Genomic DNA, 18,658 nt, shown 5'->3' with positions numbered 1-18,658 from the left:
TTCTGGGGGAGTTGCCGCTAAACCGCCGCGACGGCGGCGGAATGTAACACTCCGTCACGGCATGCGCAACCGCTCTTGTCTACCCCCTTTCGGGGGGTAAGCGAGATCGATACCTTTCCGTTACCGAACGAAAGGAGACGCTCATGAAGCGCGCACTTGTCATCCTCGGAGTTGCCAGCACTTTCGCTCTTGCCGGATGCGGCAATGGCACCGTCAACGACGCACCGAACAACGAGCCGTTGCCCGGTGAGCAGCAGCCGATGCCCGACGAGCCCGGCATGCCCGGTGACGACGGCGTCGACGAGGACATGCAGCCCTAACGGCCCCGTCCTCGGGACGCAGCCTGTCCCGCGTCCCTTTCGACACGCCCCGGTCGGCGTCACGCCGCCGGGGCGTTGTCGTGCGCGGCGGCGTGGGCTGACTACTGAAAGACCGTGGGCAGTGCGGGCTCGCCCGCACCAAGCCGCAGCGCCTCAGCCGGCAGCTCGGCGATCGCGGCTGCGTGGTGTGTGCGCGCGAGGCGCACGGCGTCCGGCCCGCGGTAGCGGGCATCCGGTTCGCCATCCGTCGCGTAGGTCACCGTCAATTCCCGGATGCTCGCCCCGGCCTCGCGCAGCTCGTCGCGGTCGGCGGGCGCGTCGGGCACACCGTCCCGCGTCTCGTCGATGGTGACCAGTTCTGCGCGCGCGACGCCGTCGGCGCCGATGAGTCGTCGGCCGCGTTTCGCCGCGCCCCGCGAGACTTTGCCGACGGATGCCTTGGCCACCGGGCGCCATTCGCCCGACTCCTCGTCTTCCACCGCCACTAGCTTGTACACGAAGCCGGCGGTTGGCGCGCCCGAACCGGTGACGAGGGCCGTGCCGACACCGAACGCGTCGACCGGAGTGCCGCGCAGGGCTGCGATCGTGTACTCGTCGAGGTCGTTGGTGACGGTGATGCGAGTGTTCACGGCACCGAGGGCATCGAGCTGTGCACGCACCTGCCGCACCAGCTGAGGGAGGTCTCCTGAGTCGAGGCGCACCGCACCGAGGCCGGGGCCGGCCACGCGCACCGCGGTCTCGACGCCCCGCTCGACGTCAAAGGTGTCGACCAGCAGGGTCGTTTCCGGGCCCAGTGCGTCAACCTGCGCGCGGAAAGCCTCCTCCTCACTGTCGTGGAGGAGCGTGAAAGCGTGCGCCGCCGTACCCATGGTCGGAATCTCCCAGCGCTGACCCGCCGCGAGGTTCGACGTTGCCGCGAAGCCGGCGATGGACGCGGCGCGGGCCGCGGCGATTGCCGCTTCCTCGTGAGCTCGGCGCGATCCCATTTCGCTGAGGGGCGCGCCGTCCGCGGCCGCCACCATGCGGGCTGCAGCGCCCGCGATCGCGCTGTCGTGATTGAGCACGCTCAGCGTGAGTGTCTCGAGCGCCACCGCCTCGATGAAGGTTCCCGTGACGCTCAGCACCGGAGAGTTCGGAAAGAACAGCTCGCCCTCCGCGTACCCCTCGACGGACCCTCGGAAGGGGGAATCCTGCAACCGGTCGAGCGTTCTGGTGCTGACGACGCCCTCGCGGGCCAGCCACTCGACGGTCGCGGCGTCGAAGCGAAAGTCCGCGAGAGCATCCAGCAGCCGTCCCGTGCCGGCAACCACCCCGAAGCGTCGTCCGGCGGGTAAGCGCCGAGTGAACACCTCGAAACGGCATCTGCGGTCGGCGCGGCCAGACGCGAGGGCCGCCTCGATCATGGTCAGCTCGTATCGGTCGGTTCTCAGGGCCGTTGTCACGGCGCCAGACTACGCTCGCGCCATGAACGACCGGCAGACCGTTGACGCAGGGGCGATGCCGTGACCTCTCCGACCCGCTGGCTCACCAGTGAGCAGCTCGGCCCGCACTTCGACGACGGCGGCGAGATCGTGCTCGTGGAGGTGCTCGAGCAGTATCGACGGCGGCCCGTGCACCGCCAGAAGGCGCACCTGCACCTGAGCGCGGTGCGTCACCGGGCGCGCGAGCTGGCAGATCGGGCACGCATCGTCACGGGTCCCACGCACCGCGAGGCGCTCGTGGAGGCCGGGCTCACCGGTGATCGGCTCGAGACGGTCGGCGCGATCAGCTGGGGCATGCGCAGGCTGGTGGAAGACCTCGGCGGCACCATGCTCGAACCCCGCGGCTTCGTCACCGAGCGCGCCACGTTCGACGACTGGGCGGCCGGTAAGAACGCCTCGCAGCTGATCATGGACCGCTTCTACCGCGAGGTGCGCGAGCGCACGGGCCTGCTGATGGAGGGCGGCCAGCCCGTCGGCGGCCAGTTCAGCTTCGACGCCGACAACCGCGAACGCCCACCGAAGGGTGCGGTCAGCCTCGGCCTGCCCGACCCCTGGCGGCCCGTCGAAGACGACATTGACGCGGCGGTACGCGACGATCTCGACCGGCTCGCAGCCTCCGGCGCGCGATTCATCGGCGTGGATGCGCCGCGCCGGTTTGCGGCGACGCGCGAGGAGGCGCTCGCCGCCCTCGATGACTTCGTTGAGTCGCGGCTCAACGACTTCGGCCCGTACGAGGACGCGATGCTGCGCGGCGACGCGATCATGGCCCACACTCGCCTCAGCGTGCCGATCAACCTCGGCCTGCTGCACCCCCTCGAGGTCGTCGAGCGCGTGGTCGCCGAGTACGAGGCGGGCCGGGCGCCGCTGAACAGCGTCGAGGGCCTGGTGCGCCAGCTCATCGGCTGGCGCGACTGGGTCTGGCACCTGTACTGGCATCTCGGCCCCGACTACACGACCTCGAACAACTTCCTGGATGCACGCACGCCGGTCCCCGAGGACTGGTGGCGGCCGGATACCTCCACCGTCGCCGCCGCCTGTCTCTCGGACGCGCTCGACCAGGTCGCGCAGACCGGTTGGACGCACCACATCCTGCGCCTGATGGTGCTCGGCAACCACGCGCTGCAGCGCGGCTATGACCCGGCCGAGCTCACGGCATGGTTCCGCGACGCCTTCGTCGACGGCACCGCCTGGGTCATGCCGGCCAACGTCGTCGGCATGAGCCAGTTCGCCGACGGGGGAGTGGTGGCGACGAAGCCGTACGCCAGCGGCGGCGCGTACATCCAGAAGATGAGCGACTACTGCGGCTCGTGCCGCTTCGATCCGAAGAAGCGGCTGGGTGAGGACGCGTGCCCGTTCACCGCCGGGTACTGGGCGTTCCTTGACCGGGTCGAGCCGCGCATCCGCGGAAACCACCGCATGGCGCAGCCGCTCGCGGGCCTGCGTCGCCTCGCCGATCGCGAGCAGGTTGTGGCGCAGGAGCGCGCCCGCGACGCGTACTGACCAGGCGGCCCCGTCGCTCGGCCCGCGCCCGCCCCGTTCCGCCCGCGCCTACACTGGGGCGGGTGAGTAACGCGCCGATCGGAGTCTTCGATTCCGGCGTCGGCGGCCTCACCGTGGCCCGCGCGATCATCGACCAGCTGCCGGCCGAGCAGATCCTCTACCTGGGGGACACCGCGAACGGCCCCTACGGCCCGCGCCCCATCGCGCAGGTGCGCGAGCACGCCCTCGCCGTCCTCGACGAGCTCGTCGACCAGGGCGTCAAACTGCTCGTCATCGCGTGCAACACCGCATCCGCCGCCATGTTTCGGGATGCCCGCGAGCGTTTCGAGCAGGGCCACGGCATTCCCGTCGTCGAGGTCATCCAGCCCGCCGTGCGCGCCGCCGTGCGCCGCACCCGCACGAAGCGCATCGGCGTGATCGGCACCGAGGGAACGATCCGATCCGGGGCGTACAGCGACGCGTTCGTGGCCGACCCGAGCATCCAGCTGACGACCGCTGCCGCGCCGCGCTTCGTCGAATTCGTCGAGGCCGGCGTCACGACCGGCCCCGAGGTGCTGGCGCTCGCCGAGCAGTACCTGGCGCCGCTGAAGGCCGCCGACATCGACACCCTCGTGCTCGGCTGCACCCACTACCCGCTGCTCGCCGGAGCCATCCAGTACGTCGTCGGCCCCGACGTCTCTCTCGTCTCGAGCGCCGAGGAGACCGCATACGACGTCTACCGTCGCCTCGTCGCGCACGGAATCGAGGCCACTCGAACGGATGCACCCGCGCACGTCTTCGAGGCGACCGGCACCGATACCGACCGATTCCGCGAGCTTGCCCGACGCTTCATCGGCCCCGCCGTCACGCGCGTCGACCCCTTCCCGACCGGCACGATCCCCCTCCCGAAAGGTCCCACCGCATGAACGCCACCATCGCCGAGTCCGCCGGTCTGCGCGCCGACGGCCGCACCGCCGACCAACTGCGCCCCGTCACCATCGAGCGCGGCTGGAGCGCTCAGGCCGAGGGCAGCGCGCTGATTAGCTTCGGGGGCACGAAGGTGCTCTGCACGGCGAGCTTCACGAACGGTGTACCGCGCTGGTTGACCGGGAAGGGCTCAGGCTGGGTGACGGCCGAGTACGGAATGCTCCCGCGCTCAACGAACGAACGCATGGACCGCGAGAGCGTGAAGGGGCGCATCGGGGGGCGGACGCACGAGATCTCGCGTCTCATCGGCCGCAGCCTCCGCGCCGTCGTCGACACGAAGGCGCTCGGCGAGAACACGATCAAGATCGACTGTGACGTGCTACAGGCTGACGGAGGCACGCGAACCGCCGCCATCACCGGTGCCTTTGTGGCGCTGTCCGACGCAGTTGAGTGGGGGCGCGAGAAGGGCTTCATCGCTCGCCGCGCCGCCGCGATCACGGGCAGTGTGGCCGCCGTCAGCGTCGGCATCGTCGACGGCACACCGCTGCTCGACCTTGCCTACGTCGAAGACGTGAAGGCCGAGACCGACATGAACGTCGTCACCACCGGCGACGGGCGCTTCGTCGAGGTTCAGGGCACCGCCGAGGGGGCCCCGTTCGACCGTGACGAGCTGAACGCCCTGCTCGACCTCGCCCTGGGCGGCACCGCCGAGCTGACCCGCCTGCAGCGCGAGACCCTGGGGCGCTGATGCGCGCCGTTGTCGCGACCCATAACGCGCACAAGGTGGCCGAACTGCAGCGCATCCTGAGCGCCGCGCTGCCCGGCCTCGAGCTGGTCGCCTACGACGGCCCGAGCCCCGTGGAGGACGGCGACAGCTTCGCGGCGAACGCCCTGATCAAGGCGCGTGCCGCGGCCGAGCACACCGGCCTCGTCGCGATCGCCGACGACAGCGGCATCAGCGTCGACGCGCTGGGTGGCGCGCCCGGAATCGACTCGGCGCACTACTCAGGGAGCCGCGACGATGCGGCAAACGTAAGGCACCTGCTCGCGAACCTCGCGGACGTGCCTGCTGAGAATCGCGCGGCACAGTTCACCTGCGCCGCCGCCCTGGTCGACCCCACCCGCGCCGACGACACCCGCGAACACGTCGAGCTCGGCGTCTGGCCGGGTCGTGTTGCGTTCGAGGTGGCGGGTGGGGGAGGGTTCGGGTACGACCCGGTGTTCATCCCCGAGGGGCTCGCGGTCACGAGCGCCGAGCTCACCGCCGACGAGAAGAACGCCATCAGCCATCGCGCCCGAGCCTTCGCGGCCCTCGCCACCGTCATGCGCGAGCGGTACGGAGCGTAAGGTCACCCCATGTCTGACACGGTCGCCACCACCGTCGCCGACGACTACCTGAAGACGATCTGCCAGCACACCGAGTGGCAGCCCGAGCCGATCACGCCGAGTCAGCTCGCGGTCGCTCTCGCCTTGGCGCCCTCGAGCGTGACCGAGATGGTCAAGAAGCTCGCCGCTGCTGGGCTTGTCGACCATCGGCCATACGGCGCGATCACGCTGACCGACGCTGGCCGCGCCCGCGCCCTCGCGATGCTGCGCCGGCATCGCCTCATCGAGACGTGGCTGGTCGAGCGACACGACTACGGGTGGGACGAGGTGCACGACGAGGCTGAGGTCCTCGAGCACGCCCTCAGCGACCGCCTGCTCGACCGCATCGACGCCGAGCTTGGGCACCCGATCCGCGACCCGCACGGCGACCTGATTCCTCGAAAAGACGGCACGATCATCCGGCCCGATGCGGTGCGGCTTGACCGCGCGCCCGCCGGAACCGACGGCGTCGTCGTGCGCATCAGCGACCGTGACCCCGATGTGCTGCGCGTGCTCGATCAGCTCGCCCTGACGCTGGATGAACGGGTCCGGGTCGGCGACGATCAATCACCCGCCGCCGGTGTCGCGCTGGTGCGCGCGTCCGGCTCAACGATCGTCATCGATCCGGCGGTAGCCCGAGCCGTGTGGCTCGCGGTCTGAGGCCGCGCGCTACTCGGGGTCGCGCACCGTCGGGATCGCGTCGGTGGCGGGGTCGCTGACGACGTCGGCCGACAGGAGGCGTCGGGCCACGAGCATCCGTTCGAGGGCGATGAGGCCGAGAATCACGGCCGCGCCGGCGACGGCGAGGCCCAGCATGAGGGGCCAGTCGGAGCCAGCCGCCTGAAGCCCGCCGTCGTCGTCCTGCCAGGGCCAGAGCGCCCGCAGCGACCCGGCCATGAGGCCCGTCATGACGACGAGGGTGATGCGGCGGCGCTTCGCGAGCAACCACTGCAGGCCAGAGACGAACAGTCCGAGACCGAGAACCGCTCCCAGGATGAACGTGCCCAGGTACCCAAAGTCGCGGTCGTTCACGGCGGCGAGCGTCGGCGCATACATGCCCACCGTGAGCAGGATGTACGAGCCGGAGACGCCGGGGAGGACGAGCGCGCACACTGCGACCGCGGCGGCGAGCGCAATGACGACCACGGTCGGCTCCTGATCGGCCGCGCGCGGCAAACCGGTGAGCACGAAGGTGAGCGCCGCGGCGGCCAGGAATACGCCGTACTCGTGCACGCGCCACCGCCCGCCGACCATGCTGATCGGCACGATGAGCGAGGCCACGATGAGCCCCGCGAACACGGCACGCGTCTCGGCGGGATGCTCGTCGAGCAGCGGCGCGATGAGGGCGGCGCCCACGACGATCGCGGCGAGCATTCCCACGCCAATCGGCAGGATCGCTGCCCAGTGCACACTGCGGAAGTGGGCGCGCGCCTCCGCCGTGCCGCGACCGCGCACTCCGTCACCGACGAGCCGAGCAACCCCGCGAGCGAGGTGGCCCGCGCTATCGATGAGGGTGTCGTAAACGCCGACGATAAGGGCGATCGTGCCCCCCGAAACCCCGGGCACGATCTCGGCAAACCCGATGAGCGAGCCGCGTGCGGCGTCAAGAACGGAGCGTGCGGCCGTGCGGGGGGTCATGCTCACAGGGGGAAGTTTTCCTTTTCGTGTTTACCGTCGTGCGGCCCCACGCCGTAGGTGGGTGCGGTGGCCGCCGGCTCGGTGGCCTCGTGTCGCCCCTCGTGAGCCGGCTCATCGACCCAGATCTCGACGGGAGGCAACTCGACACCCGCGCGTTCCAGTTCGTCTTCGATCTTCTGCTGGTGCCGCTCGTGCAACCAGTGGTAGGCGATTCCGATGAGCACAATGCCCACGATGACGAGCAAGACGATATCGATGTAGGCGATGACCCACTCGGCGACGCCGGGAATCTGGGCGATTCCATAGCCGAGCACGGGGAGGCCAGTGCCCCAGAGGATCGCGCCGAGCGTATCGAAGAAGAAGAACCGGCGGTAGGGCATCCGGCCGACGCCCGCGGCGACGGGCGCGATGGTGCGCACAACGGCGATGAAGCGCGCAATCGTGATGGCGAACCCGCCGTAGCGCAGGAAGAACGCCTCGGTGCGGGCGACGCTGCGTTTCGAGAAGAACCCCGCCTGCTTGCGGTTGAAGATCGGGGGGCCGACCTTGCGCCCGATCAGGTAGCCGAGGTTGTCGCCGGCCATCGTCGACAGGGTGATCGCCAGCGCCACCAGCCAGATGGGCTGCGGAATCACCTCGGTGAAGGTCAGCACGCCGGTCAGGATCAGCAGGGTGTCGCCCGGCAACAGAAAGCCGATCAGCAACCCGGTCTCGACAAATACGATGCCGCAGACAACGATGAGCGCCCAGGGGCCGGCGTCGCGAATCAGCGACTCGACATCGAACAGTCCGATGTCCATGGGCAACATGGCGACTCCAGCGGTGCGGGGCAAGGGGATCAGCGTAACCCCGCGCGAGCATCCCACCTATCCGGCCGGGTAATCGTTCACCCTCCGTTACCCGTCGATATGGTGGTCACGACCGGAAGGACGGCTCCCCGACGATGCTCGCACTGCTTGCCGCGCTGCCGGTACTCGCCGTGCTGGTGCTGATGACCGTGGTGGGCTGGTCAGCCGCGCGGGCCGGGCTCGTGACCGCCGCCGCAACCCTCGTGCTCGCCGTCGTTGGCTTCGGTTTCGGGGTCGGCGAGGACGCCGATCCGGGCCTGGCCTGGTCGCTCACGGGCGTCGTCGCTGAAGCCGGCTTCATCGCGCTCACCATCATCGGCATCATCGGCCCGGCGCTCGGCATTCACGTGCTGCAGCGCTCAACCGGCGCCGCCGCCCGCCTGCGGTTGGCGCTCGCCGTGCTGCACCCCGACCCGCGGCTCGGGGCCCTGCTCGTGGCGTGGTTCTTCGCGCTCTTCTTGGAGGGAGCGGCAGGCTTCGGCACGCCGATCGCATTGGCCGCGCCGTTCCTGGTCGCCGCGGGCATGACGCCGGTCGCCGCGGTTGCTGCCGCCCTCGTCGGTCACGCGGCGGGCGTCTCGTTTGGCGCTGTGGGCACGCCGATCCTCGCGCAGGCGACCATTGCATCCACGACTCTGCCCGAGGTGACCGGCCCGGTGTTGGCCCGCGGCGTACTGCCATACCACCTCGCCTTCGGCTGGATCCTGCTCGTGGTGCTGCTCACGATCATTGGCAGCGCCTACGGCAACCGGCGCGGGCTCGTTGGCTGGGGTCTGCTCGCCTGGGTGAGCTTCTTCCTGCCCTACAGCCTGATCGCCTGGTTCGTCGGCCCCGAGTTGCCGGCGCTCGGCGGCGCCCTCGTGGGAGCGATCCTGTTCTCGGTCGTGCTCGCCTGGCGACGCGAGCGGGCGGAGGTCGCCGCGGGGGCGCACCACCCGCACCCGGATGTCGAAGAGACCGTGCTCGCCGAGCTGTCAGTGCTGCGGGCGGCCGCCCCGTACCTGGTGCTCGTCGCGATCGTGCTCGTCACCCGGCTGATCCCACCGATTCAGGATGCGCTGCGCTCGGTCACGCTCGAATGGCAGCTTCCCGGAGGCTTCGCCGGATCCGTGCAGCCGCTGTATCACCCGACGATGCTGCTCACCGTGGCGTTCGTGGTGGGCGCGCTGATCCAGCGGGCGTCGTGGCGGCGCATCCGCATCGCGGTCGTGTCGGCGACCCTGCAGCTGGGGCCGGTGCTGCTCGCCCTCGTCGGAATGATCACCATCGCCCGCGCCATGTCGGCCTCGGGCATGACGCAGACGCTCGCCGAAGCCGCCGCCTCGACGGGAGCCGCCTGGCCGCTCTTCACCGTCGCGGTCGGGGTCTTCGGGTCGTTCATCACCGGAAGTGCGACCGCCTCGAACCTGCTGTTCACCGACCTGCAGGTGTCGACGGCGCGCGCCATCGGGGCCTCGCCCCTGCCTCTGCTGGGAGCCCAGGGGTACGGCGCGGCGCTCGGCAATCTGATCGCGCCGGGCAACATCATCGCGGCGTCGGCCACGGTCGGACTCGCAGGCCGTGAGGGCACGGTGCTGACGCGCACGCTGCCGTGGGTGGGGCTCTGCACGGTGCTCGGTGGGGCGTTCGCGCTGGTGCTGACACTGTCCTGAGAAGGTGCTCCGAGCATCCCGCCGATTGGGAATAGGGGCTTGTCTTCCCACGTTCGATGTTTACTGTGGCTGAACGCCTTGTTGGCCACGGGCGGTCGCGGCGACATCGTCGCTGCCCGCCCTTTTCCGCTGTTCCCCGATGTAGAGAAAGCGATACCGCTATGTCTTTGGACTCCCTCTGGCAGCCGATCACCGTCGGCCGCATGGACCTCCCGCACCGCCTTGCGATGGCGCCGATGACGCGCAGCCGTGCGAACGCGGACGGTACGCCGGGTGCGCTCGCCGCCGAGTACTACGGCCAGCGTGCATCCCTGGGGCTGATCATTTCGGAGGGCACGCAGCCGTCGGATGACGGCCAGGGCTACCTGAACACCCCCGGCATCTACACCGATGCGCACGTCGCGGGCTGGCGCGAGACCGCCGACGCGATTCACGCCGGTGGCGGCTACCTGTTCATTCAGCTGATGCACGTGGGCCGCATGTCGCACCCTGACAACACGCCGCACCACCGCCAGCCGGTCGCCCCCTCGGCGATCGCCCCGGGCGTCGACATGTTCACGGCGGCGGGCATGCAGCCGGCCCCCGAGCCGCGCGCGCTCGCGACCGAGGAGATCGCTGACGTGATCGCCGAGTTCGTGCACGCCGCGAAGTCGGCCGTCGAGGCCGGTGCCGACGGCGTCGAGATTCACGCCGCCAACGGGTACCTCGGCCACCAGTTCCTCGCCCCGAACGCCAACGTGCGCGACGACCAGTACGGCGGTTCGGTCGAGAACCGTTCGCGCTTCGTCGTCGAGGTGTCGAAGGCCGTTGCCGACGCGATCGGCGCCGACCGCACCGGCATCCGCATCTCTCCCGGAATGCCCCTCGGCGGCCTCGACGAGGGCTCGGTCGACGAGGTGCGCGAGCAGTACCTGCACCTCGTGGGCGAGCTCGCCAAGCTCGACCTCGTCTACCTGAACCTGCACCACGGCGGCGACGACGTGCTGCTGGAAGAGATCCGCAAGGCGTGGCCGAACACGCTGCTGGTGCTGCGCTACGGCCGCACCCGCGAGCAGATCGCCGACGAGATCAACGCCGGCCTTGCCGACATCGCCCCGCTCGGCCAGTTCGCGCTCGCGAACCCCGACGTGGTCGAGCGCCTGAAGACCGGCGCCCCGTTCAACGAGGCCGACCCGGCCACGTTCTACGGCGGCGACGAGAAGGGCTACACCGACTACCCGACGCTTGCCGAGGCAGAGGACGAGGCGGCCGCGTAAGCACCCACACGCCAAAGACGCGGCGCCCTCTTCCGCGACTGCGCGGGGGAGGGCGCCGTTCTTGTTTGTTGGGTGTCAATTGGTGAGTTGCATAAGCGCAACGGCCGTGAAGATGACACCCCCAACGACGAACGCGACACCCGTGAAGCGAATCGAGCCAGGCGCGAAGAACGAGGGGCTGATGCGTACCGTCGACGCGGCACGCTTGAAGCTCTTAGAAGACTCGGTTGGCACCGCGAAAAGGCACAAGCCAATGGTGATGGCGACGAGACCTCCGATGATCAGGATGACCCACTCCACTATGCACCGCTCTTCCGACGTCGGCGAAGACAGTGCGGAAGGAGGGACTTGAACCCTCACGCCCGAAGGCACAGGAACCTAAATCCTGCGTGTCTGCCAATTTCACCACTCCCGCTGGCGCCGCCAGTCTACTGAGCGGTGGCCGCAGGAAGGTTCGGAAGGCACTCGGCACCCGCCGCGAACACAAAGACGGCCCCCTTGCGGAGGCCGTCGGGCCTGGCTGACCGTAGTCAACCAGGTGGAGTGCCATCACGATAGCGCGGGGCCGCTGGGTAGACAAGCGACTCCCCGTTTGAATTCGTCGATACGGTGCGCGCGTGCAATCACCACGACCACACCCGCCCCAGCAACGGATGATCGTCTACGTCGACGGGTTCAACCTGTACCACGGGATGAAGAGCCAGTTTGGCAGGGCCACCCTGTGGCTCGACCTCGTCGCCTTGTCACAGTCGTTTCGACCACATCAGCGTCTTGTCGCGGTCAAGTACTTCACGGCCCCGGTGCTCGACAACCCCGAAGGCCAGAGTCGCCAGGCGCACTATCAGCGTGCCCTCGAGTCGCTGTATCCAGGGGTCGTTCACATCGTCAATGGTCGTTATCAATCGAGAAGTGTTCGGTGTATTCAATGCGGTCACGAATACACCCGCTATGAAGAGAAGGAAACCGACGTCAACATTGCGACGGCGGTGGTCTCGGATGCGGCGCTAAACCTGATGGACACCGCCATCATCGTTAGCGCAGATAGCGATCTAGCTCCGGCGGTACGTGCCGCGAGAAGTATTCGCTCGACGCTTTTCATCACGGCTGCATTCCCACCCAGGCGCAGTTCCGCGGAGCTGAAGAACCTGATGCCGGCCTCTTTCCGAATCGGCAGAAACAAGATTGTGCAGAGTCAGTTACCCGACCAATTCGAGGCTGACGGGCAGGTGCACGAGCGTCCGGACTACTGGCGCTGACGCGAGAGCGACCTTGGGGCTAAGTCCAAGCTACGCCCGTCCGGCCGCAACCAGCGCCGCCCACAGTTCAGCCCGCGCCGGGAACGCCCCGAGGTCGCGCCCCAGCAGCTGCTCGGCCCGCCGCACGCGGGCCCGCACGGTGTGACGGTGCACGCCCAAGACTGCGGCCGCCTGCTCGGCGACCGCGTCGGCACCGAGCCATGCCGCGAGTGTGGCGACCAGAGCATCCCCGCTGTCGGCGTCGTGGCTGTCGAGAGGCGCGAGCATCGCCTCGGCGGTGCGCCGCGCATCCGCCCCCGCGAGCCGCGTGAGCATGCCGTCGTCGCGCAGCGCCGCCGCGTCCAGGATGCGGTCAGGGGCGGCCGCGTCCGCGCCGACCCGCTCGGCCATGCGGTCGGCTGCTCGTGCCGCGTCATCGATGGCCTGCTCGAGGCGCTCCCAGCGCACGCGCCGCACGACACCGGCCGTGCCGCGCGACTGCTCGACGAGCTCGGGCAGCAGTTCGTCGATGCGCTCGCTGTCGGCGAGCACGACGACGCGCGCCCCGTCGCGGGCGTGGAACACCGAGCGCTCGCTTCTACGCTCGCGACCCCGAGCCCCTGGATGCTCGCCCCCCGTCACCGACGCCTCCCCGCGAGCCCGCGCGCCCAGCAGGTCGAGCAGAGCCTCCCGTCGACCCGAGGCCGGATCGATGACCGCCACCGCGAGCGGCTCGTCAGGGATACCGCCGCCGAGCGCCTTGAGCGTGGTGGCGACGAGCTCGCGTTCGCCGCGCATGAGCGCCGACAGCAACTCGGCGCGCAGGTCGTCGAGAGTGCGCGCGAGGCGCCGCTCTTGTTCGAGCGCGAGGCCGACCATCGCGACGACGCTCGTCACGACCGCGCGCGTCGCGTCATCGTGGGCCCCGCCGCCGACCGCGAGCACCCCGCGTAGCGCATCGGGCCTACCGATGGTTTGCAGGGTGACCCCGTCGATGACGACGGCGGCCCGGCGGCCGTCGGCGAGCATCCGCCGCGCGGTGTCGAGGGCAACGCGACCCGGGCGATGGCCCACGGCCACGCGTCCGTCGCTGCCGATGAGGGCGACGGGGCCGCCCACGCGACGCTCCAGTTCAGTGAGGGCGGCGGCGAGACCGTCGGGGCGCAGGGCAGCAAGGGCGATGGCGCGCTGCGCGTCGAGGGTGAAGCGCACGCGGGCGAAGCGTTCGCTCGCGTCGAGGTCGGCGACGGTGCGAATGACGGCGATGAACGGGGTGCGGTACGGCACCTCGAACAAGGCGATCCCATGCTGGCGGCAGGCGGCCGCCAGGGCGTCGGGCGTTCCGTCGCGGAACACCTCGGTGCCGAAACCGATCGCCGGAACGCCGACCGCGGCGAGCCGCTCGACCCAGGGTGCGATGTCGGCGTCGTCATGCCACTGCGTGCCGGTGGTGAGAAGCGCGTCGCCGCGCGAGAGAAAGGGGGAGGGATCGGCGAGGTCGCTGGAGTGCACCCAGCTCCAGGGGCGGGCGGCGGCCTCGTCGTCTGACCAGACCGTGGTCAGGCCCAGCTCGCGGCGCTCGAGCATCGACGTCAACGTGATCGGCACGGTAGGCCTCCGGGGGAAACGGAACGGGCGCAGAGTCGCCGGTGTCCACGATGGCGACCAATCGCATCCGCAGTGTACATCGTGGATAGAAATAGGGGGTGCGCGCCTCACTACCGTGGGCCTCACGCGTTACGAGAGGACACCGTCATGAGCATGACCGCCGCCGGCCCCGCCGTCGTGGGAGGCCCGTCGCTGCCGCAAGAGCGTCGCCTCGTCACCGCCATCCCTGGCCCGAAGTCGCAGGAGCTCATCGAGCGCAAGAACGCCGCCGTGTCCGCCTCGGTGGGCACCATGATGCCGGTCTACGCGGTCGCCGCCGGTGGCGGTGTCATCGTCGACGTCGACGGCAACAGCCTCATCGATCTCGGAAGCGGCATCGCGGTCACGAACGTCGGCAACGCTGACCCGCACGTCGCTCAGGCGGTCATCGAGCAGGTGCAGCGCTTCACGCACACCTGCTTCATGGTCACCCCGTACGACGGCTACGTCGAGCTCGCTGAGAAGCTCAACGCGATCACTCCGGGTGACCACGCCAAGCGCACCGCCCTGTTCAACTCGGGCGCCGAGGCCGTCGAGAACGCGATCAAGATCGCCCGCTACTACACCGGCAAGTCGGCCGTCGTCGCGTTCGACCACGGCTACCACGGTCGCACCAACCTCACGATGGCACTGACCGCCAAGGCGATGCCCTACAAGAGCGGCTTCGGCCCGTTCGCCCCCGACGTGTACCGCGCGCCGATGTCGTACCCCTTCCGCGACGGACTGTCGGGGGAAGAGGCCGCGGCGCGCGCGATCCACACCATGGAGAAGCAGATCGGCGCCGACCGTCTCGCCGCGATCATCATCGAGCCCATCCAGGGCGAGGGCGGCTTCGTTGTTCCCGCGAAGGGTTTCCTGCCCGCCCTGCAGAAGTGGGCGAACGCGAACAACGTCGTGTTCATCGCCGACGAGGTGCAGACCGGCTTCGCCCGCACCGGCCAGATGTTCGCGAGCGAAGACGAGAACGTCGTGCCCGACATGATGACCCTCGCTAAGGGCATCGCCGGTGGCCTCCCGCTCGCCGCGGTCGTCGGCCGCCAAGAGATCATGGACGCCCCGCACGTCGGCGGGCTCGGTGGCACCTACGGCGGCAACCCCATCGCCACCGCAGCCGCGCTCGGTTCGCTGAAGGCCTACGAAGAGGGCGACCTCCTCGAGCGCGCGCGCGAACTCGGCGCGATCATGCAGTCCGAGCTGACCGCCATGAAGTCGCGCGACCCGCGGGTCGGCGACGTCCGTGGCCGCGGCGCCATGATGGCGATCGAGCTCATCGACGCCGACGGCAAGCCTGACGCCGCCCTCACGCAGCGCGTCGCGAAAGCCTGCCACGCCGCCGGAGTCATCGTGCTCACCTGCGGCACCGACGGCAACGTGTTCCGCCTCCTGCCGCCGCTGTCGATCACCGACGAGCTGCTGCGCGAGGGCCTGTCGGTCATCGCCGACGCGCTCGCCGCGAACTGACCCCGACGCCCACGACCGACCTGCCCGATCAGCGGACCGCCACCACCGCATCCGACACGTACCAGGAAAGCGACCATGATCTCCGAATCCGACCTCCTCGCGAAGGTTCCCACTCAGCTGTTCATTGGCGGCGAGTGGGTCGACGCCGAGAACGGCCGCACGCTTGCCGTGAGTGACCCGTCGAACGGCGAGAAGCTGGTCGACATCGCCGACGCCTCGGTCGCCGACGGCGTGCGCGCACTGGATGCTGCGGTCGCGGTGCAGGAGGAATGGGCCGCCACGGCGCCCCGCGAGCGCGGCGAAATTTTGCGTCGGGCGTTCGAGCTGGTGCGCGAGCGCGCCGACGAGTTCGCACTGCTCATGACGCTCGAGATGGGCAAGCCGCTCGCCGAGGCGCGCGGCGAGGTCGCGTACGGCAACGAGTTCCTGCGCTGGTTCAGCGAAGAGGCCGTGCGCATCCACGGTCGCTTTGGGTCGAACCCCGAAGGCACCGGCACGATCGTCACCTCGAAGGCCCCTGTTGGCCCGTCGTTCCTCATCACCCCGTGGAACTTCCCGCTCGCGATGGCGACCCGCAAGATCGCCCCGGCGATTGCCGCCGGCTGCGTGAGCGTCGTCAAGCCCGCCGCGCTCACGCCGCTTACGACCCTCTACTTCGCCCAGACGCTTGTCGACGCGGGGCTCCCGAAGGGCGTCGTGAACGTGGTCACGACCTCCGAGAGCCGTGCCCTGTCGGCCGAGATCATCGGCGACCCGCGTCTGCGCAAGCTGAGCTTCACCGGCTCGACGCCTGTGGGTCGCCAGCTGATGAAGCAGGCCGCCGACGGCATCCTGCGCACCTCGATGGAGCTCGGCGGTAACGCCCCCTTCGTTGTCTTCGAGGATGCTGACCTCGACAAGGCGGTCGACGGCGCGTTGCTCGCGAAGTTCCGCAACATTGGCCAGGCCTGCACGGCCGCGAACCGTTTCCTCGTGCACCGCAGTGTCGCCGACGAGTTTGCGCGCCGCGTCACCGAGCGCGTCCAGGCCATGAAGATGGGCCGCGGAACTGACGACGGCGTGCAGATCGGCCCGCTGGTCGACGACAACGCGGTCGAGGGTTCGCACGAACTGGTGAGCGACGCCGCCAGTAAGGGCGCGACGATTCGCGTTGGCGGCTCGATCCCCGAGGGTGCGGGCTCGTACTACCCGGCGACCGTCCTCACCGACGTGACCCCGGATGCGCGTCTCCTGAAAGAGGAGATCTTCGGCCCGGTCCTCGCGATCGTCCCGTTCGACTCGGAGGAGGAGGCCGTGCGCCTCGCCAACGACACCGAGTACGGCCTCGTGAGCTACGTGTATACGCAGGACCTGAACCGCGGCATGCGCATGATCGAGAAGCTGCAGACCGGCATGATGGGCCTGAACGCCGGCGTCATCTCGAACGCGGCCGCCCCCTTCGGCGGCGTCAAGCAGTCGGGCATCGGCCGTGAGGGCTCGTTCGAGGGCATCGAGGAGTACCTGACCACGAAGTACACCTTCGTGCCGCGCGCGTAGCGCGCCGATTCAAGTTTCCGTCGCCGGGCGCTGTGGTGGCCGCCCGGCGACGGATTTCTTTTGGCGCCAGCTGGCAGCCGCTCGCGCCCCGCGCTTCGCGCCGCGGGTCGGCAGGCGTGCCGTGCCGTGGCGCGCAGATCGGGGTGTTGCGCGCTTGACGCGGCCCCGCGCATCCAGCACTCTGTACCCAAGTCGTTTTGATCCGAACGACCTTTCCACTCAATGAGGAGTCCGGGAATACCCATGTCCGATCAATCCACCCCCACCTCGTCCCCGTCGCGGGGCGCCCACGCGGCTGACAGCGCATCGAGCGGCAACGCCCTGAAGCGCGGCCGTATTGGCGTCGTCGGCATCGTCTTCTTCGTCGTCGCGGCTTCCGCGCCACTCATCGGCATGACCGGCGCCGTTCCGGTCGCCATGGTGCTCGGCAACGGCGCCGCCGTCCCCGGCGCCTACCTCGCCGTCGGCCTCACCCTGCTGCTGTTCACGGTCGGCTACGCCGCCATGAGCCGCACCATGACGAACACGGGCGCCTTCTTCGCCTACGTCGGCAAGGGCCTTGGCGTCAACGCGGGCGTCGCCAGCGCGTTCACCGCGGTCGTCGCCTACGTCACGATTCAGCTCGCCATCTACGGCTTTTTCGGGGCCGTGATGGGTGGCACGATGGCCGAGTTCGGCGTTGAGCTGCCCTGGTATGTGTGGTCGCTGATCGGATGGGTGCTTGTCACGGGCCTGTCACTGCTGAGCGTTGACATCGGCGCGAAGGTTTTGGGCGTGCTGCTGACGCTCGAGATTCTCGTGCTGCTCATCGTCGGCATCGCCTCCCTGGGCAGCGGCGGCCCCGAGGGCATCGACGTCGCGGCCTCCTTCAGCCCCGTCGCCGTCCTGGCGGGTGGCTTTGCCGGAACCGCCGGAATCGCCCTCGCATTCGCCTTCGCCAGCTTCATCGGCTTCGAGGCCACTGCCATCTACGGCGAGGAGTCGAAGGATCCGAAGCGCACCGTGCCGCTCGCCACCTACGTCGCGATCGCTGTCATCAGCGTCCTGTTCGCGATCGTGTCCTTCGGCGTGGTCACGGGCCTCGGCGCAAGCGGCGTCGTCGACGAGGTGCTCGAGCGCTCGAACGGGCTCGAGGCCCCCGAGGGAGTCCTGTTCAGCCTCGCCGAGCAGTACGTCGGCGGCTGGCTGATCCTGCCGATGGCGGTTCTCGTCATCACGAGCCTCTTCGCCGGGCTCCTCGCCTTCCAGAATGCCGCCGCGCGGTACTTCTTCGCGATGGGCCGCGGCGGCGTGCTGCCCAAGCGCCTCGCGACGACCAACTCGCAGGGCGCGCCCGTCGGCGGCGTGATCGCGGTGTCCGCGCTCGCCGCGCTCGTCATGATCATCTTCGCCGCGACGGGGCTCGACCCCGTGCTCAACCTGTTCTTTTGGATGAGCTCGATCACGGTGATCGCGATTGTCACGGTCGAGATCCTCGTGAGCATCGCGGTCATCCGGCACTTCGTGAAGCGGGGCGACGGCGGCCTGTGGTCGACGAAGATTGCCCCGGCGCTCAGCGCCGTCGTGCTCGCCCTCGGCCTGTACCTGCTGATGTCGCGCTTCAACCTGCTCGCCGGTACGGCGCCGGCCGATGTCGACCCGTCGCTGCCCGAGAGCGCCTGGCTGCTCAACCCGCTCGGCTGGTTCCTCGTGCTGGTGCCGTTCATCGCGCTGGTGATCGGGTTCATCGTGTCGGCGGTGCGCCCGAAGAACGAGCAGCTCGTGAAGGACTTCGCGAGCTAACCTGCCCCTGTTCCCGATTCGACGAGGAGCC

At 69.3% G+C, this 18,658-nt stretch carries 17 protein-coding genes and 1 tRNA gene; 12 read left to right on the top strand and 6 right to left on the bottom strand.

The annotated features are described in order from the left end of the window. The first annotated feature begins 143 nt into the window (after window positions 1-143). Window positions 144-320: a hypothetical protein gene (locus ACK4SC_RS02715; RefSeq protein WP_409614575.1), complete on the top strand. Its 177-nt coding sequence runs from the start codon at window positions 144-146 to the stop codon at window positions 318-320. A gap of 101 nt (window positions 321-421) precedes the next feature. On the opposite strand, the gene ACK4SC_RS02710 is transcribed toward ACK4SC_RS02715, so the two are convergent. Further along, window positions 422-1,762, bottom strand: a complete 1,341-nt coding sequence (locus tag ACK4SC_RS02710) for a nicotinate phosphoribosyltransferase (protein ID WP_409614573.1) — start codon at window positions 1,760-1,762, stop codon at window positions 422-424. Between the two features lie 60 nt (window positions 1,763-1,822). On the opposite strand from ACK4SC_RS02710, the gene ACK4SC_RS02705 reads away from it, so the two are divergent. The 5 genes from ACK4SC_RS02705 (at window position 1,823) to ACK4SC_RS02685 (ending at window position 6,232) form a co-directional block, all read left to right on the top strand. Beyond that, complete coding sequence (locus ACK4SC_RS02705) at window positions 1,823-3,301, top strand: cryptochrome/photolyase family protein (RefSeq protein WP_409614571.1); 1,479 nt, start codon at window positions 1,823-1,825, stop codon at window positions 3,299-3,301. Window positions 3,302-3,363: 62 nt separating this feature from the next. Beyond that, entirely contained in the window at window positions 3,364-4,206 is an 843-nt protein-coding gene (gene murI, locus ACK4SC_RS02700) for a glutamate racemase (RefSeq protein WP_409614569.1), read from the top strand. Further along, window positions 4,203-4,955: a ribonuclease PH gene (gene rph, locus ACK4SC_RS02695; protein WP_409614567.1), complete on the top strand. Its 753-nt coding sequence runs from the start codon at window positions 4,203-4,205 to the stop codon at window positions 4,953-4,955. Before murI ends, rph begins: the two co-directional genes overlap by 4 nt. Next, window positions 4,952-5,554 carry an RdgB/HAM1 family non-canonical purine NTP pyrophosphatase gene (rdgB, locus tag ACK4SC_RS02690; protein ID WP_409614848.1) on the top strand — a complete coding sequence of 201 codons (603 nt, stop codon included), beginning with the start codon at window positions 4,952-4,954 and terminating at the stop codon, window positions 5,552-5,554. Before rph ends, rdgB begins: the two co-directional genes overlap by 4 nt. Before the next feature lie 9 nt (window positions 5,555-5,563). Beyond that, window positions 5,564-6,232 carry a metal-dependent transcriptional regulator gene (locus tag ACK4SC_RS02685; protein WP_409614565.1) on the top strand — a complete coding sequence of 223 codons (669 nt, stop codon included), beginning with the start codon at window positions 5,564-5,566 and terminating at the stop codon, window positions 6,230-6,232. Window positions 6,233-6,241: 9 nt separating this feature from the next. Here the strand turns inward: ACK4SC_RS02685 and ACK4SC_RS02680 are convergent, their stop codons facing one another. After that, window positions 6,242-7,210 carry a DUF368 domain-containing protein gene (locus ACK4SC_RS02680; RefSeq protein WP_409614846.1) on the bottom strand — a complete coding sequence of 323 codons (969 nt, stop codon included), beginning with the start codon at window positions 7,208-7,210 and terminating at the stop codon, window positions 6,242-6,244. A gap of 2 nt (window positions 7,211-7,212) precedes the next feature. Further along, window positions 7,213-8,043 carry a DedA family protein gene (locus tag ACK4SC_RS02675; RefSeq protein ID WP_409614563.1) on the bottom strand — a complete coding sequence of 277 codons (831 nt, stop codon included), beginning with the start codon at window positions 8,041-8,043 and terminating at the stop codon, window positions 7,213-7,215. 110 nt (window positions 8,044-8,153) lie between these two features. Between ACK4SC_RS02675 and ACK4SC_RS02670 the strand changes: the two genes are divergently transcribed. Both ACK4SC_RS02670 and ACK4SC_RS02665 read left to right on the top strand, forming a co-directional pair. Next, complete coding sequence (locus ACK4SC_RS02670) at window positions 8,154-9,710, top strand: L-lactate permease (protein ID WP_409614561.1); 1,557 nt, start codon at window positions 8,154-8,156, stop codon at window positions 9,708-9,710. A gap of 161 nt (window positions 9,711-9,871) precedes the next feature. Next, window positions 9,872-10,966: an alkene reductase gene (locus tag ACK4SC_RS02665; protein WP_409614559.1), complete on the top strand. Its 1,095-nt coding sequence runs from the start codon at window positions 9,872-9,874 to the stop codon at window positions 10,964-10,966. Window positions 10,967-11,041: 75 nt separating this feature from the next. Here the strand turns inward: ACK4SC_RS02665 and ACK4SC_RS02660 are convergent, their stop codons facing one another. Beyond that, a complete protein-coding gene (locus ACK4SC_RS02660; RefSeq protein WP_409614557.1) occupies window positions 11,042-11,266 on the bottom strand; it encodes a hypothetical protein in 225 nt (74 codons plus the stop codon). A gap of 33 nt (window positions 11,267-11,299) precedes the next feature. After that, window positions 11,300-11,381: transfer RNA gene (locus tag ACK4SC_RS02655), tRNA-Leu, on the bottom strand. Window positions 11,382-11,583: 202 nt separating this feature from the next. Here ACK4SC_RS02655 and ACK4SC_RS02650 point away from each other — a divergent pair. Beyond that, the gene (locus tag ACK4SC_RS02650; protein WP_409614555.1) at window positions 11,584-12,222 is read left to right on the top strand and encodes an NYN domain-containing protein; all 639 of its coding nucleotides are present in this window, start codon (window positions 11,584-11,586) and stop codon (window positions 12,220-12,222) included. A gap of 30 nt (window positions 12,223-12,252) precedes the next feature. On the opposite strand, the gene ACK4SC_RS02645 is transcribed toward ACK4SC_RS02650, so the two are convergent. Then, complete coding sequence (locus tag ACK4SC_RS02645; protein ID WP_409614553.1) at window positions 12,253-13,809, bottom strand: PucR family transcriptional regulator ligand-binding domain-containing protein; 1,557 nt, start codon at window positions 13,807-13,809, stop codon at window positions 12,253-12,255. Window positions 13,810-13,956: 147 nt separating this feature from the next. Between ACK4SC_RS02645 and gabT the strand changes: the two genes are divergently transcribed. The 3 genes from gabT to ACK4SC_RS02630 all read left to right on the top strand — a co-directional run bounded on the left by gabT (window position 13,957) and on the right by ACK4SC_RS02630 (window position 18,627). After that, window positions 13,957-15,309: a 4-aminobutyrate--2-oxoglutarate transaminase gene (gene gabT, locus ACK4SC_RS02640; RefSeq protein ID WP_409614551.1), complete on the top strand. Its 1,353-nt coding sequence runs from the start codon at window positions 13,957-13,959 to the stop codon at window positions 15,307-15,309. 75 nt (window positions 15,310-15,384) lie between these two features. Then, window positions 15,385-16,845 (top strand): NAD-dependent succinate-semialdehyde dehydrogenase, encoded by a 1,461-nt coding sequence (locus ACK4SC_RS02635; protein WP_409614549.1) that lies wholly within the window; start codon window positions 15,385-15,387, stop codon window positions 16,843-16,845. 243 nt (window positions 16,846-17,088) lie between these two features. Further along, on the top strand, window positions 17,089-18,627 hold the full coding sequence (locus ACK4SC_RS02630; protein WP_409614547.1) for an APC family permease: 1,539 nt from the start codon (window positions 17,089-17,091) through the stop codon (window positions 18,625-18,627). Window positions 18,628-18,658 lie beyond the last annotated feature (31 nt).

It is taken from the genome of Microcella sp. (genome assembly GCF_046293215.1).
In the GTDB taxonomy this organism is placed as follows: domain Bacteria; phylum Actinomycetota; class Actinomycetes; order Actinomycetales; family Microbacteriaceae; genus Microcella.
This window is presented reverse-complemented; position numbering and strand designations above follow the sequence as displayed.